The sequence below is a fragment of the Paraburkholderia domus genome, from assembly GCF_905220705.1.
Taxonomy (GTDB): domain Bacteria; phylum Pseudomonadota; class Gammaproteobacteria; order Burkholderiales; family Burkholderiaceae; genus Paraburkholderia; species Paraburkholderia domus.
Genome location: NZ_CAJNAT010000011.1, coordinates 32654 through 48073 on the forward strand (window position 1 = coordinate 32654; position 15420 = coordinate 48073).

The 15420-nt window shown below is 60.4% G+C and carries 14 protein-coding genes and 1 pseudogene; 8 read left to right on the forward strand and 7 right to left on the reverse strand.

What is annotated here, in order from left to right:
• Positions 1-10 precede the first annotated feature (10 nt).
• The 3 genes from KHO31_RS19845 (at position 11) to KHO31_RS19855 (ending at position 2727) form a co-directional block, all read left to right on the forward strand.
• A complete protein-coding gene (locus tag KHO31_RS19845; protein ID WP_201084915.1) occupies positions 11-1207 on the forward strand; it encodes an aspartate-semialdehyde dehydrogenase in 1197 nt (398 codons plus the stop codon).
• Positions 1194-1958: a WecB/TagA/CpsF family glycosyltransferase gene (locus KHO31_RS19850; protein WP_201084916.1), complete on the forward strand. Its 765-nt coding sequence runs from the start codon at positions 1194-1196 to the stop codon at positions 1956-1958. Before KHO31_RS19845 ends, KHO31_RS19850 begins: the two co-directional genes overlap by 14 nt.
• 88 nt (positions 1959-2046) lie before the next feature.
• Positions 2047-2727 carry a heparin lyase I family protein gene (locus KHO31_RS19855; protein WP_201140295.1) on the forward strand — a complete coding sequence of 227 codons (681 nt, stop codon included), beginning with the start codon at positions 2047-2049 and terminating at the stop codon, positions 2725-2727.
• Positions 2728-3419: 692 nt separating this feature from the next.
• On the opposite strand, the gene KHO31_RS19860 is transcribed toward KHO31_RS19855, so the two are convergent.
• From KHO31_RS19860 to KHO31_RS19880, 5 genes are all read right to left on the reverse strand, one after another.
• Entirely contained in the window at positions 3420-5072 is a 1653-nt protein-coding gene (locus KHO31_RS19860; protein ID WP_236060707.1) for an MFS transporter, read from the reverse strand.
• Between the two features lie 31 nt (positions 5073-5103).
• Positions 5104-5388: a DUF3303 domain-containing protein gene (locus KHO31_RS19865; RefSeq protein ID WP_201073980.1), complete on the reverse strand. Its 285-nt coding sequence runs from the start codon at positions 5386-5388 to the stop codon at positions 5104-5106.
• Positions 5389-5873: 485 nt separating this feature from the next.
• The gene (locus KHO31_RS19870; protein WP_201073981.1) at positions 5874-6101 is read right to left on the reverse strand and encodes a hypothetical protein; all 228 of its coding nucleotides are present in this window, start codon (positions 6099-6101) and stop codon (positions 5874-5876) included.
• Positions 6102-6284: 183 nt separating this feature from the next.
• On the reverse strand, positions 6285-6569 hold the full coding sequence (locus KHO31_RS19875; protein ID WP_201073982.1) for a hypothetical protein: 285 nt from the start codon (positions 6567-6569) through the stop codon (positions 6285-6287).
• Positions 6570-6657: 88 nt separating this feature from the next.
• Entirely contained in the window at positions 6658-6945 is a 288-nt protein-coding gene (locus KHO31_RS19880) for a hypothetical protein (RefSeq protein WP_201073983.1), read from the reverse strand.
• A gap of 415 nt (positions 6946-7360) precedes the next feature.
• Between KHO31_RS19880 and KHO31_RS19885 the strand changes: the two genes are divergently transcribed.
• Complete coding sequence (locus tag KHO31_RS19885; protein WP_201140293.1) at positions 7361-9520, forward strand: serine/threonine protein kinase; 2160 nt, start codon at positions 7361-7363, stop codon at positions 9518-9520.
• Positions 9521-9604: 84 nt separating this feature from the next.
• On the opposite strand, the gene KHO31_RS40030 is transcribed toward KHO31_RS19885, so the two are convergent.
• Entirely contained in the window at positions 9605-10285 is a 681-nt protein-coding gene (locus tag KHO31_RS40030; protein ID WP_407945948.1) for a formylglycine-generating enzyme family protein, read from the reverse strand.
• Positions 10286-10807: 522 nt separating this feature from the next.
• Positions 10808-11611: pseudogene (locus KHO31_RS40035) on the reverse strand (caspase family protein); the annotation flags it as partial.
• A gap of 509 nt (positions 11612-12120) precedes the next feature.
• Between KHO31_RS40035 and KHO31_RS19895 the strand changes: the two are divergent.
• The 4 genes from KHO31_RS19895 to KHO31_RS19910 all read left to right on the forward strand — a co-directional run bounded on the left by KHO31_RS19895 (position 12121) and on the right by KHO31_RS19910 (position 15291).
• Positions 12121-12507, forward strand: coding sequence for a DUF4399 domain-containing protein (locus tag KHO31_RS19895; RefSeq protein WP_236060808.1), 387 nt, complete (start codon positions 12121-12123; stop codon positions 12505-12507).
• Positions 12508-12554: 47 nt separating this feature from the next.
• Complete coding sequence (locus KHO31_RS19900; protein WP_201073997.1) at positions 12555-12989, forward strand: DUF4399 domain-containing protein; 435 nt, start codon at positions 12555-12557, stop codon at positions 12987-12989.
• 285 nt (positions 12990-13274) lie between these two features.
• Positions 13275-13559, forward strand: a complete 285-nt coding sequence (locus tag KHO31_RS19905) for a hypothetical protein (RefSeq protein WP_201073998.1) — start codon at positions 13275-13277, stop codon at positions 13557-13559.
• A gap of 226 nt (positions 13560-13785) precedes the next feature.
• The gene (locus tag KHO31_RS19910) at positions 13786-15291 is read left to right on the forward strand and encodes an efflux transporter outer membrane subunit (protein ID WP_407945946.1); all 1506 of its coding nucleotides are present in this window, start codon (positions 13786-13788) and stop codon (positions 15289-15291) included.
• Positions 15292-15420 lie beyond the last annotated feature (129 nt).

Below are 15420 nucleotides of genomic sequence, written 5' to 3' on the forward strand. Positions count from 1 at the left end.
GCCACAGACTATGAATAACAGCTTCAACCCACAGTCGATCGCCGACGCGTTGTTAGATCAAAGCCGGCGGGATGATTTTCAGGGGCATGATCCATTCGACGCGCTGAATAGCGTTCTGTTTGATCGCCTCGGCGGAAATCGTCTTTCGTTCGCGAGAATTGCGTGGTTGCAATTGCACAAGCGTTCTCCTGTGAATTTCCGAACGATTGTCGGCGTGCCAAAGCGACGCAATCCAAAAGGCGTCGCGTTGATAATTCTTGGACTACTGGAGCGCTATCGAGTCAGTCAATGCAGTGATGAGCTTGATGAGGCCATTGTGCTAGGAGACTGGCTGCTGACCCAAAGCGTCGATCGCCGTGAATGGGGCCACTATGCGTGGGGCTATCACTTCGATTGGGCCGCGCGAGCCTTCTATGTGCCGCGCGGAAAGCCCAATGCCATCACTACCTGTTACGTCTCTGCGGCGCTGCATTCACTCGGCTGTTTGACAGGATTTCCGCGCTTTACGGATGCGTCCAGTGACGCGGGGCTGTTCCTGGATAGTTTGTACGTCAGTGCCATGGGCGGTGGGTACTACGCTTATATACCGGGCGAAAACGCATTTGTTCACAACGCTAGTTTGTGGTCCGCGGCGCTTGTCGCGCGGACCGCTACGCAGGTCGGCGACGACAGAATGCGTCGGCGTGCTTTGGGCGTAGCGCGCCAATCCGTTTCGATGCAGCGCCATGACGGCGCGTGGACGTATGGGACCCGAGCGCATCACGCGTTTATCGATGGTTTCCACACCGGCTATAACCTCGAGGCACTTGATCTTCTTCAAAAGACGTTGAAAACAGATGAGTTTTCCGACGCCATCGACAAGGGCATGGACTACTACCGACGGCAATTTTTTCTTGCCGACGGCACCGTCAAATATTACAGCGATCGCATCTGGCCACTCGACACACACTCGGTCGCGCAGGCTGTCGTCACGCTGATCAAGGTGAGCGGAACAAAAGAGGATGTTGGGCTGGCTCGCTTGGTTCTGTCTCGCGCTCACGAATCCCTCTATCTGATGCGCGAACAGCGCTTTGTTTACCAGAAGGGACGTTGGCTTAAGAATCGCATCAATTATCTGCGCTGGACCCAGGCGTGGGCCTTCTACGCATTGAGTCTTTACGCGGGACACACTTCAGATGGATCGGGGGAAAGCGATGAAGCGTATTGAGGTTTTTTCTTGCTCGATGAATACCCCCACGATGGACGAGACGGTCGAATGGATTGGTTCACGGATTGATCGACGTGAGTTCACGCAACATGTTGTCGTTAATGTCGCGAAGTTGGTTCATATGCAGACGGACGCGGAGTTAGCCGAGTCCGTTCGCGCCTGCGATATCGTCAACATTGATGGAATGGGCGTGGTTTGGGGGGCGCGACTGTTGGGCTTTCCAGTGCCCGAAAGAGTCGCTGGCGTTGACCTTTTCGAACGCCTTTTGCAGATGGCCGCGGATCGCGGACTGCCGGTGTATTTGCTAGGTGCTACCGATGAGGTGGTGGCCCGTACTGCCGTTGTTGTCTCTACGCGATATGCCGGATTGAAGATCGCTGGATATCATCATGGTTACTTCTGGGATGATGAAGAAAGCGTGGTCGAAGCGATCCGGCGTTCGGGGGCCAAATTGCTGTTTGTCGCAATCACATCGCCAAAGAAAGAAAGCTTTATAAATCGATGGAAGCACCGGCTAGGTGTGGATTTTGTCATGGGTGTCGGTGGCACGTTTGACGTGGTTGCTGGTAAGGTGCGTCGCGCGCCGCTGTGGATGCAGCGCAGTGGCCTGGAATGGGCCTATCGAGTGTTGCAGGAGCCGCGACGTATGTGGAAGCGCTACTTTGTTACCAATAATAGATTTGCGTTAATGCTGCTGAGAGCGCGAATCGCTTCGACATTCAATCGGACGGCGGCCGAACATGGCGAATAAGCGTTTGGGTATCGCAAGTGTGCTCCTGGGGCTGTCGGCGTGCGGAAGTGTCCCGCAAGCCGATATGTCACGTAATGCGGACATAGTCGTGTATCGCAGCGCCTGGCGTGACGGGCTCGATCCGAGGCTGTCGGTCCAGGCTCCCGCGCGGGATTCAATTTCGACGGTTGCCATACCTGAATTCGGTGGGTCCTTCCTGAAGATCTCGATGCGTCGATCAGAGGACTTCAGTCGTGTGGCTAGCGGGACTCCGCGTGCCGAAGTGGTGTTCGGGGCGGTGGCACGTTTTGCACTGGGGCAGGAATATGAAGTTCGCTGGTCCACGATGCTTCCGCCGAATTACAAGCTTGATTCGTTGCAGCCGGAGATCATCACGCAAGTGCATCAAAGTAGAAATACTGGATCGCCGCCATTCTCATTGATGCTGGACGGCGGGCGCTATCAAGTTGAAGTTAGAGGGGGCGCGAACCAGGTGCTTCGATCGTTTTCCTTTGGCACGCCGGTCTTGGACGAAGGTAAGGTAGTCAATTGGGTCCTCCGATATCGCTCGGATGACAAAGGTGAGGGCGCGATAACAGATCTCTTCAAAGATGGCGTGCGTGTCGTGAATGCGCTTGGCTTACCCAATTCGTACCCGGACGAAAAGAGCGCATATTTGAAGATTGGTATCTATAAGTGGTGGTGGGTCACGCGTCCGTCCGATGTCAGCGAACGCACGATGTACTATGGGAACGTGGAGATCAGCGAAAAATCCGGAACACGCCAGTAGACCCATTCACTCGCTTCCCGGGCAGTTGCCAGGTCCGGGATAGTCTCGCGTACATCATACCGGCCCCCACCGATCAGTATCCTGATTGCCGACGCACTAAATCCCTCTCTCCGCCTCAAACCGATCCAACTCCCCGAGCAGATTCTCAATCTGAAACGTCTGCAATTGGGTCAACGGGAATTCGTCCTGTATGCGCTGTAGCCGCTTTCGCCAATATGCTGGTGGCAGCACAGGTTCACCACGAAAGGCGCGCAGCGATGGCGCCATCACACGCGCGACGTGCGCGATGTCTTCATCCATTGTCATGCAAAAACCCCGGAAGACCTCGTTGTTTAGTTTTGGCCTTGTTTTATGGGCGCCCCTGGGTGAAAGCGGGTTGGTAGCAGGTGCGCACGCGGCGTCGCCAATGGTAAGAAAACACAATCGTTCGGTCAAGCTTTCCGACGATCGCTCGTGCGAGAATTTCGTAGAATATCTCTTCATTTAAAGGTTTTTCCGATCACGTCACGGTTTCGTTCTGTAGCTTTGTTGGTCTTCAAGCAAAGGTAACGCTAGTCGCGCAATCGCTTCAATGCATCACGTGTCAAACGCTACAAGTGAGTGTCTCCACACCTGAAGACGCAGATAGAAAAACGGAGACGCAATGGAGAGGCGCCGGGCGACGTCGGGGCCCGGGTGCAAACCCACAACCGTTAAAGCACATTACCCCGCGGCGGAAGCGGATCGGCTTGCGTCGAGCCTCCGCCTGGCACCAACTCCAACTCCAGCTCTGTTTCCGGATAACTGATTCGCACCGGTGGCACGAACCACGCGAGGCACAACCCGGTCAACGCGGCCGCGCCAGCCACCAGAATGCCGATATGAATCGACTGCACGAGCGCATCCCGCGCAGAATTCATCATCGCGTCGCCCGCGTGCCCGGCGCTCACTAACCGATTAATCAACGCCGCCTGCTCCGCCCGGTCCACCAGCAGCTCAGGACTTGCGAACGATTTGAACCACTGCGTCGCCTGATACGAGGCGAGCGAGCGATGCACCCCCTGTGTATACAGATGCCCGAGCAACGCGCCCGTCATCACCGTGCCGAGCATGCCACCGAACGTACGCAGCGATTGCAGCAACGCAGTTGCCGCACCGAGCTGATCGCGCGCGACGATCTGTTGCGAGCAGACCGTCAGGCTGGTCGCTACCAGGCCGAGCCCGAGCCCGCTGACGCCCATGCACGACATCCACACCAGATGCGGCTCGGTACCCCTGAGAACGATCACAGCCAGACATGCCAGCGCGGACAGCGCGAAACCGACATACATGATGCCGTTCGCGCGACGGATTCGTGTGACGATACGATTGTTCACCACGCTGCCGACAGTCGTGCCGAGCAGCAGCGGCGTGATCAGCATGCCCGAATCGTGCGCGGACATCGCGTAGCCGCCCTGAAACAGCAGCGGCACATAAAACACTAGGGAAAACAGCGCGAAACCGCCGAGCACCGACATCGTGAAGAGCGCGGTGAGCTTGCGGTCCAGCAGCATATCGACCGGAACGATCGGATAGGCGATGCGCCGCTCCCATAGCCATAGCGTCAGCGCGCAAACCGTCGTCACGGCGGCCAGCACGATGGTTATCGCGTCGACACCGTGCATAGGAAACAGCTCGATCAGCAATTGCAGCGCACCGAACGTGACGGCGAGCACGAACGCGCCGAGCCAGTCGAGCCGCACGGGGCCCTTGCGCCGAAGGTGATGCAGAGGTGGCAGAAAACGTTGCACGAACAGCAGCGACACAAGACCGACCGGCACGTTGACGAAGAACACCAGCCGCCAGCCGCCGTATTGCGTGAGGATGCCTCCGAGCGTCGGCCCGACCATATTGGCGACGCCGAACGCGGACGTGACAAACACGAGCCAGCGCAGCCGCAGCTTCGGATTGGGGAACAGATCGGCGACGGTGGCGAACACCGTGCCGATCAGAATGCCGCCGCCGATGCCCTGCAGACCACGCGAAATCACCAGCAACAGCATGCTGGTGGAGAGGCCGCACAATACTGAAGAGCCGGTAAACAACAAAATCGCGGCGATCAGAAACGGCTTGCGGCCGAACAGGTCACCCAGCCGCCCAAAGATCGGAATGGTGATCACCGAAGCCAGCATATAAGCCGTCGCGACCCATGCGTACAGATCGAAGCCCTTCAGATCGGCGACGATGCGCGGCAGTGCCGTGCCCACAATGGTCTGATCGAGGGCTACCAGCATCGAAACGAATGCAATGCCGAGCATCGCCAGCAGCGATTCGCGAAACGGCAGCAGTTGTCCGCTGGGTGGCGGCGTGTCGAGACTGGGCGGCATGACGGTCTTGTTTGCGTACTTATTTGGGTACTTACTTGCGCGTGGCCTGATGCGCACCCAATGCTGCGCCGAGGTCCTCGTCCGTCATCGCGGGGACGATGCTCATCGTCAGCAGATCGCCCCATTCGAGCGCGAGCGCCGATAGTCCGCGCGAATCGTCGGCCTCGACGACTGCAAAACCATGCAGTCCGCCGATCGCATGCCAGCGCCCCAGCAATTTGATACCCTCCGGCGCCTTGCCACCGGTTTTCATAAAGCGCTCAACGACGGAGTTTTCCGCTGTCGGCAGGCCATTCCACTGCACGATGAATTTCATTGCGTGTCTCCAATATAAATTGGCGGCGAGGCCCGTGGCGCGCCGTCATCGCCACTCGTGCTCTGCGACGCTTTTGCATGGCTCGCGCCGCAGTCACTTCTGCGCCAAGGGGCTATTCGGATGGCGCGCGCTATCGGCGAACGGCATGAAACCACGTGGCATCCTAAACATCATAGTTGAGCACAAGATCGCCAACGTCGCCGCGTGCGGACATTCGCCAGGCCGATCGAACCATGCGGTCGCCGGCGGGAAGGCTTGGCGGGCGCGTCTGTTTCCAATTACGTACGTCTCGTGCGTCCTACAAGAAGAACCCTTTGATACGGCTGTCGAAGATGTCGGTATCGATCAGGCTTGAAATGCGTCATGTAGCGTGCCGGCACGACCAGCACGCATGCGAATGTCGAGCGGAAAAGGCGCGTATGCGTCAAACGCAAACGGCACGCGCGTTAAGCGCGTGCCGTTGCTTCGAATGTCTGAGCCCGGGTCTAGCTGCGCGGCGACTTGCGCGGCACTGTGGCGGCGGGCACATCGGCAACGGTCTGACGTGCCGCGGGAAAACCCGGCGGATAGTCGACAACGCGTGCGGAACCCGGCACCACCTGCGCGGTGACGCTCGCATGTGCACCGATTCGTGCGCCGCCGACAATGGCGGCCATCGCCTGGCGGTCGAGTTCGACGCTGTCGGTGAGGTCTTTGATGACGAGCTTTGCCATGACGGCTCCAGGAAAGCGATCGAGCGGGCGGCTGATGCGATTTTTCAGCCGTCGCCCGGGTGTGTCTTTAAGTGTGCGGAGGTCTCGTCGCACTATCAGTATAGGAAATCTGCTTGCGGCTCGCCTGCTCGATGCGAGCTGGCAGCAGTAGGGAAGTCCCCGGTCCTTCGCTACTGCATGCCGTTAAACATTGGCGTAATTGGCGCCCCACAGCGACGGGCTGACATTCAGATTCAACGGCACGAATCCCGCGCCGATCACACCGATGTTGTTGAGGGCGGCAACGTTGACGGTTTGGATCTGGGTGAGTTTCTGGTCCACCGAGACGTTGACGTTGGCGATACCGCTCAGGCCGGACATCGACGGCAGGCCGGGCACGCTGCTGCCGGTGCCGCCGGCCACCGCCGACATTGCGTGGCGGTCGAGCTCGCGGGTGCGGGACAGATCGCGAATCATGAGGGATGACATGGTGATTCTCCAAAGGTGCGCGGAAGACGGGCGTGATCGGGGCGAAGCGGAGAGTGCCGAGGGCCTCTTCGCTTCGCCGGATCAAGCTTTAAAGGTGGATGTTGTTGCTCGACGTGACGCAGGGATTGATCGACGAGGTGAGGCCTGCTGCGAACGCGACGTTGTTGCCGTTGGCGTTCTGGATGCTCAGCTCATTGCTGATCAACTGCGTGGCGTTGACATTCTTGCTGTTGTTCGGCGCGACTACCGGGCTGATGTTGACAAACGAGGTGGAAGGGTAGCCATAGCCGTAGCCGAGGCCGCCACGCACGGCGCGCATAGCCTTGCTGTCGAGTTGTTCGGTGATGGACAGGTCTTTGATCATCAGCGTGTTCATGGTAAATCTCCTGGAAGGAAACATCACGGTCTTGCGGTTGGGTTCGAGCATCTTGTCTGCTCGAGTGTCACTAATGCATGGGCTGTGCCAGGTTTATTCGTACCGCCTAATAAAATCGACGAACACCTTATGCATAAGGCTTTCGCGCCATATCGCGGCTTCGTAGCCGCAGGGCGGCCCTTGGCAGGCGACTGGCGGCTGACGGCGCGTACCCAACAACGCACCGGATTCTGTTGGTTGTCGCAAGACACTCGCCGGCAGTGCGCGCAACGGGGCAATCCTGGTTTGCGAAAGCGCGGGTCGGGGGCTAGTATCGAAGCGGCACATGTAACTGGTTACGACAGGTTTTCTATCAGCCCGATGGGCTCCGGTCGCATGCGATCCGGCCCACCGGCAGCGGGGGCGCTTCGCACAAATGGCTAGCCTTGCGCATGTGATTCGCGACTATCAGAACGGCGAGCTGTCACGTGACGAGTTCGTCGCTCAGCTCGACAGCACGTTGACGACCGAAGGACTCGGTCCCACGCAGCTGTTGGAGATGCTCGGCGCCGCGCACCGCAAAGCCCCTTTACCCGACGATCTTTACGCCGAAGTGCGGCGCCGCATCGAGCAGTTGCGCGTCTCGAACGTGGCGGCGGGCGGTGAGGAAACCGGCATACAGACCACCGTCGAGATACCGTCGGTACGCTCTGCGAGCGGGGCCAACACCTCAAGCTCGGCGGGCGCAGCGAACGCCTCTGCCGCAGCGGGTCATGATCAGATCAAAGGCACCGGCGATACGCTGAACAACCGCTTCGTCCTCGAGGAATGTCTGGGGGTCGGCGGGATGGGCACGGTGTACAAGGCGCTCGATTTGCGCAAGCTCGAGGCCTCGGACCGCAAACCGTATCTCGCGATCAAGGTCCTCAACCTCCAGTTCCGCGGCAACCCGAATTCGCTCGTCGCGCTGCAACGGGAGGCGCGCAAGGCACAGGTGCTCGCGCACCGCAACATCATCGCGGTGTACGACTTCGACCGCGACGGACCGATCGTCTATCTGACGATGGAGTACCTGACCGGCAAGCCGTTGAGCCAGCTATTGCGCACGCCGGGCTACAAGGGGATGCCGGTTCGCGCCGCGCTGCCGATTGTGCGCGGCATGTGCAACGCGCTGGCTTATGCGCACGAGCACGGCTTCGTGCATTGCGATTTCAAACCGGCCAATGTCTTTCTCACGACGAATGCCGAGGTGAAGGTGATCGACTTCGGCATCGCCCGCGTGTTTCAGCGGCCGGAGGAGGAGAGCGATGCCACGGTCTTCGACCCCGGCAGTCTCGGCGCGTTGACGCCAGCGTATGCGAGTCCGGAAATGATCGAACATCGCGAGCCGGACCCGCGTGACGATATCTATGCGCTCGGTTGTATTACCTACGAATTGTTGACGGGCCACCATCCATTCGACCGATTGTCGGCGACGCAGGCTCGCAATGCCGACTTCAAGCCGCAGCGCCCGCCCAATCTCGACGCGAAACAATGGCGCGCGTTACGGGCCGCACTTTCGTTCGATCGCGACACCCGCATGCCGAGTGTCGTGCGTTTCATTGCGGAGTTCGACAACGAAGCGCGTGCGGAGAAGTCGGGTACGTTGGTTAAGGCGGGGTTCGCGGGTTTCGCCGTGGTGTGTGCCGCGGCAGTGGGTGTATTTGCTTTGCGGTCCGCGCCGAATCGTCAAAGCGGCGCGCAGCCGGCTGCGGCGGTTTCGGAGGCATCACCGGAGCAGGGAGCTTCGGCGGCGGCGCCTGTTACTGCGGCAACGGCGGCGAGTGCGCCTGAGCCACCGTCAACGGCCGCGTCAACCGCGGCGCCGCTCGGGGCCTCCACCCCGGCGCAAGCTCCCGCACCGCCTGCGCCCAAACCCGCGCTGAGCCTGGCCGCCGTCGCGCCGGTGCTGGCGCAGGTTCCATGTTCGGCGCTATCCGCATCGGCACAAGACCATGCCTTGACGGTGCGCGGCTACGTCTCGCAGCGTTACGGCGCGGCGCGCTTGAAGGACACGTTGGCCGCGTTGCCAGGCGTCGATACGCTGGCGCTCCAGGTCGAACCGCTCGCCGACGACAAATGCGACACGATCAAAGCGCTCGCCCCCTATTGGACCCGCAACTGGCAAGCAGGCCACGTTGCGTCGCTGCATGTGCGGCCGCCCGGAGGCCTGTTGAGCGAAGGCGATCCGCTGGTCGTCGACGTGACCACGCCGGCTTACGACTCGTACGTGAACCTCGACTACTACCAGCTCGACGGCAGCGTCGTGCACATGGTGCCGAGTCCGCGTGCGAAGGACAATCAGGCCCCACCGCACTACGCAGCCACCATCGGCAGCGCCGGTGACTGGATCATTTCGAAGCCGTTTGGATCGGAGATGGTGGTGCTGCTGATTACGCCTGTGCAGCTATTCGACAAGCCGCGGCCCGAAAGCGAGTCACGTGCCGATTATCTGCGCGCACTGGATACGCGGCTCGCGCAGATCGCCGGCAAGTACGGTCAGGATCACATCGTCGCGGATTTCGCACCGATCACGACGAAGCCGCGCACACCTTAAGCGACTCGCCGGGAGCGTCGGGTCGGCAGCCCAGGCAGCACTCGCGGCCGCTGAAACATACGCAAACCCCCAAAAGCAGCCGCCTTACTTAAGATCCTTGACCACCCTGAAGCCATCCTGCGACTGACGCACGCTCGCGCTGTACTTGAAGCGTGTCGCGCTCAGCATGTAGCTTCCACCTTCGCGCCACGAGCCGCCGCGAATCACCCGCATGTCGCAGCTTGGAGTGTCCCACGCGTGGCCGTCGGCGGGCGCGCCCTGGTAAGAGTTGTGCCAGCAATCGGCGACCCATTCCCAGACGCTACCGTTCATGTCATACAGACCGACCGGATTCGGTGCGAACGAGCCGGCGGTCTCGGGCCCTTCCTTATGCCAGGGATCGCCGCAGTCCTTGCAATTGGCGTTGCCCTTGCGCATCTGATCGCCCCACCAATATGCCGTCGTGGTGCCGCCACGATCCGCGTATTCCCACTCGGCCTCGGTGGGCAAGCGGTACGGTTTGCCGGTCACTTTGCTGAGCCACTTCACGTACTGTTGCGCGTCGTCCCAACTGAGGTCGCGTGCCGGCGCGGCTTTGATCGTATTGCTTTCGGGCGTCAGCTTTTGACAGGCGTTCGCTGCAACGCACGCATTCCATTGTTCGACGGTCACCGCGTATTTGCCGATCGCGAACGGCGCACCGATGGTCACGTGATGGACGGGCTTTTCGGAGGGGTCGTCGGTGTTGCTGCCCATCGGGAACGCGCCCGCAGGCAAGGCGATCATGATCGGGCAGGTGGCGCAATCGCGGCTTTCTCCGGCGCCAGGTGGATGCGCCACGGCCTTCTGTGCGACCGCGGGCGCGGCAGGGGCCGCGGGTGGGGCGGTCGTTGCAGTTGGTGGTGGCGCGGCGGCACGCGGGTGGTCCTGCGATGTGACGCTGGCCGGTGCGGCTGGCCGCAACGCTTGCGGTGCCGGTGCGACCTGCGGTGCAGCAGATGATGTGGCTGACGTCGATGCCGATGGCGCACTCGCCGATGCCGCGGCGCGCAACCGGTCGATGCGTGCGTGGGCGAGCGCGGCGAAGCGGCCGTTCGGATAGGCCTTCAAATAGGCCTCATAGTCGCTCGGGTAGTTGCTGTCCTTAATGGAATTCCAGAAGGTAATCTCGTATTGCTCGCTGCTGTCTTTCGGCAGGATGCCTCTGCTGCGCAGCACGACAAGTGGGTCGTCGCGTGTAGCGGCTGTGAGCGGCGCAATAGCCGTGCGAGATACCGGTTCACTCAGACTCGCGGCCTTAACCAGCGATGACGCGATCCACGGTGTTTGCTCACCGCCAGTGACCTCGCTGACCCTCGCCGCCACGCGTTGAAACAATCCAGCCAGATCCTGTGATGCAGGCGTGTCGTTGAGTTCGCGCAGCAATGCGTACGTATAAACGCCGTGATGCATGCCGTCCGCTGCGAAGCCACCGGGCGCCGTTGCGTAAGCGACCACGGTATTGGCAGGCAGCGTGGACGCATCGAACGATACGTCGCTGGAGAATGGATTGTTCAGGCACGTGTCGAGAATCACGACATTGAGCGCGTCGGCGCGCGGCGCTTGCATCGCCCGTAAGACCGTAGCCAGATCGACGCCCTCGCTGATCAGTCTTGCCGGCGCGCGTGCATCGAGGCCGGCGGGCACAAGCAGCGTCTGCGGTCCGATTTGTATGCCGTGTCCTGCGAAATAGAAGAGTCCAATACCGCCTGCTTGCAGACGTCGGCGGAATTCGCTGATGGCTTGCCACATTTGTGGCGGTGTTGCGTTGGTGCGCAAGATGACGTCGAAGCCGCGCGCGCGCAGTGCGTCGCGCATGGCTTCAGCGTCGCGCGGCGCATTACCGCGAACCGGGTCTGCGTGATCGATGTACGTGTCATTGCCGACCACCAGCGCGACGCGAGCAGGCTGCGTATTGGCGGTTTGCAGCGTGAGCGGCGCGATGAGCGCAACCGCCGTACGCGCAGCAGCGGCGCCATGCTCGGCTCCGTCACGCTGCGCTGCGGCATAAGCACTGCCCCAATGCACCTGGATTGCCCCGGCCATGCACACCAGCAGGAATGTTCGCCACATATTCGTATCCTGTTTGTTCCGGACAGAACATAGGGTTTCGACGACCGCGACGCCCGCGTCAGCCGTTGGAGTAGACCGAGCGCAGCGTGGACGCCGCTATCGACTCTCCATCGACAACCTATAAATAACGATAGCACGCGGTTTGCGCGCCACAACTGTCCGCGCATCGTCAATGCGTTATACGGTTAACGAGTGTGGCGTATCTTTTTGGCAAGTTACGGCCTAAGCTAATTCACAAAGTAGCGCAGTACGGCCGTTTTAGTAATGCGGCCGCTCATCCACGTGAACCCGCCACGTGAAATCACGCGAGCGCCCGCAATATTCAGCGGGAGCGCCCGGCCTGCCCTTTCCGCAGCCGAGGCAGCCATGACCCCTCCTCGGGAGAGTGCGCAATGCGAATAACCCTCACACCCGGCGTACTCGACACTCGTCATGGAACGAAGACGAGTCTTGCAACGCTCTGCACGGCTTTGTGCGCCACGCTGTCTCTCCTGTTCGGTATCGGGTTAATGTCCGAATCCGCGCTTGCCGAACAAACCCCTTCGCCGCCCGGCGCCGAGGAATACATCATCTGGCCGTCGGATGGCGCGGTGATTCACGGCGGCAAGCTGTGGGTGCGCATGGGCTTGCGCAACATGGGCGTGTGCCCGAAGGGCGTCGCGGTGCCGAACACCGGTCATCACCATCTGCTGATCGACACTGACTTGCCGCCGCTCGACCAGGAAATTCCGTCGGACCGCAATCATCTGCATTTCGGTGCGGGTGAGACCGACGCGCGCATTGAGTTGCCGCCCGGCAAGCACACCTTGCAACTCATTCTCGGCGACCATAACCACATACCGCACGTGCCGCCCGTGTATTCGAAGAAGATCACCATCACCGTACTAAAAGACTAGCGCGTCCCGTGCATTCAAAGCGGGTCCGTCAGGACGGAGAGATCATCATGTACAGGATCATCGCGCTCGCGGCACTGGTGACATTGGCGTCACTGGTCTCGCCGACTCTCGCCACGGCCGGCACGACACCATCGCCGGCCGGCGCGCATGTCTATATCGGCTATCCGAACGACGGGCAGGTGGTGCCGGCCAATAAGCCGTTTCGGGTATGGTTCGGCTTGCGCTATATGGGTGTGGCGCCGAAAGGCGTCAAGTATCCGAACACGGGGCATCACCATCTGCTGATCGATACCGACCTGCCGCCGATGGACCAGGAAATTCCAAACGACCGCAACCATCTGCATTTCGGTGCGGGTGAAACGGAAACGATGATTCAACTGCCGCCTGGCAAGCACACGTTGCAACTGCTGATGGGCGACGACATGCATATGCCGCACAACCCGCCGGTCTACTCGAAGAAGATCACCGTCATTGCGCGTTGACGCAGTATTGGCGCGAGCGGCTTTCCCGCTTCAGTGTCACGCCGCAGCCAACACCGCCGCGCGCGTTGTTGGTTGCGATCCACCAGATCCAATCGACCGTCTCGTAGCCGTCGCGCTGGATCCCCCGGCACACCCTCCCCGAAGTCCTTTATCTACAGCCATTCAGAAGATTTCTTGAGAGCGGAAATCAAAACTGGCACAGCCCATGCATTAGTGACACTCGAGCAGACAAGATGCTCGAACCCAACCGCAAGACTGTGCTGTTTCCCTTCCAGGAGATTTACCATGAACACGCTGATGATCAAAGACCTGTCCATCACCGCCCAACTCGACAGCAAGGCCATGAGCGCCGTGCGTGGCGGCCTCGGCTACGGCTATCCGTCGTCGTCGTTCTTCAACTTTTCGCCGGTCTACACGCCGAACAACAGCAAGAACGTCGACGCCACGCAACTGATCAGCACGTCGATGAACATCCAGAACGCCAACGGCAACAACGCAGCCTTCGTCGCCGGCGTCACCACCACGATCGACCCGCATGTGAGCTCGAGCAACAACATCAACGTGTATTGAACGGCTCAGGCCGCCGCGGAGGCGCTCAGGCCTCCGCGGGACGCGCAAGCTCCGCGCGTCAAAAAGATTTCGCTTCCAATCGTTCTTTCCACACGACCCCAGCGTCACCGCTCGATCCCCGCGCCGACCTTCCTGTATCGCTTCGATGGTGAAGCCGGGCAGGACATGCTTTACTTAAATAGCGCGTTCTCCTCGTGCAGCGTAGCCGGTGTCATCGGAGAAAATCGTGTCAGCGTTGCTTGATTCATGGGTCCGTCAGCGCTTTTTCAAGGCCTCGGAACAGTGCTGTGCCGACCGTCGACCGGCGAATGCGAGCCGCACGGGCTCAGCGCTGCGCGGACTCTGCGCCGCGACGGCGTGCGCGCTGTCGCTGTGCGCGTGTGTCGACGTCAGCATGCCCGACTACAAGCGGCCCGATACGCCCGCCAAGGCGTCGTGGTCGGATCAGAAAGGCTCGCCGGTTTCGGCGGCTGCGACCATCGAACCCGACTGGTGGAAAGGCTTCCACGATCCGTATCTGGACACGCTGATCGCCAAAGCGATAGCAGGCAACTTCGATATCAAGGTGCTGGCCGCGCGGATCAACGTGGCCGGCGCGCAGATCGGCGAGGCCCAGGCAGGCGCGTTGCCGACCATGGATCTTGGCGCCGGAGCCGATTTCGAAAAAAGCACAGGTCAGACGTTTTCCAAACAGTACAACGTCGCGACGCAGGTGAGCTGGGACATCGATATCTGGGGCAAGGTGGAGAAGGGCGTGCAGGCGCAAAAGGCCGAATTTCACGCAAGCGAAGCGGATTGGCGCGCCGGCTATCTGGAGCTGGTGTCGAACGTCTCCAGTACTTATTTCCAGATCCTGCAATTCGACGATCAGATCGAACAGCAGCAACAAACGCTCGTCACGAACCGGCAGATTCTCACCATCTACGACGGTCAACGCAAGAACGGCCTCGTGCCGCAAACTCAGGTGTTGCGCCAGCAGGCCGAGATCAACCGCCTGACGAATCAATTGCTCGAACTGCGCCGCTCGCGCGATGTCGCGAACAACGCGCTATGCACGCTGCTCGGCGTGCCGGCGGGCGAGTTCCAGTTGCCGAAAGGGCATTTGCAGCAGCGCGTGCAACTGCCCGTGGTGCCCGACGGCCTGCCCGCGCAACTCCTGGCGCGGCGTCCCGACGTGGTGGCCGCCGAGTTCAGAGTGCTGGAAGCCTACAACCTGGTCGGCGAGGCCAAGCTCGCGCAGTTGCCCACCATCAACCTGACCGGCCACGGCGGCACCGCGAGTTTCGCGCTGACCGATTTGCTGAAATCGTTCACCTACGGATTTATGCCCAGCATCAACATTCCGCTGCTCGATCCCGGCGTGCGGGCTCATGTGAAGGTCACGCAAGCGCAATCGACGGTCGCCGAACAACAGTACCGCGTCGTCGTCATGGGGGCGTTCGAGGAAGTGGAAAACGCGCTGGTCAATCTGAATTCGCACAAGGCGCAGCGTGTGGAATTGCAGCAGGAGGTATCGCGTCTGCAGATCGTTGCCGATCAGATCCAGTCTCAATTGCGCCTCGGCGTGGTGTCGCAGCTGGAAGTATTCGAAACCGAACGGACCTTGCTGGAAGCGCAGCAGGAACTGCTGTCCAACCATCAGCTGATCCTGTCCGACACCGTGTTGCTTTATAAGGCGCTGGGTGGCGGTTGGCCGAATGTGAATGTGCAGGCAGAAGTAAAGGAACACTGAGCTAATCCACGGCGCGGCGCGGTGTATTTCGGCTGCGTATGACGCATGAATGGCCCTTACAAGCGACGATCGGAAAATTGACACTTGCCATGCGTGACTTAAAATCTGTAAGGAGCCGGTCTCTGTGCG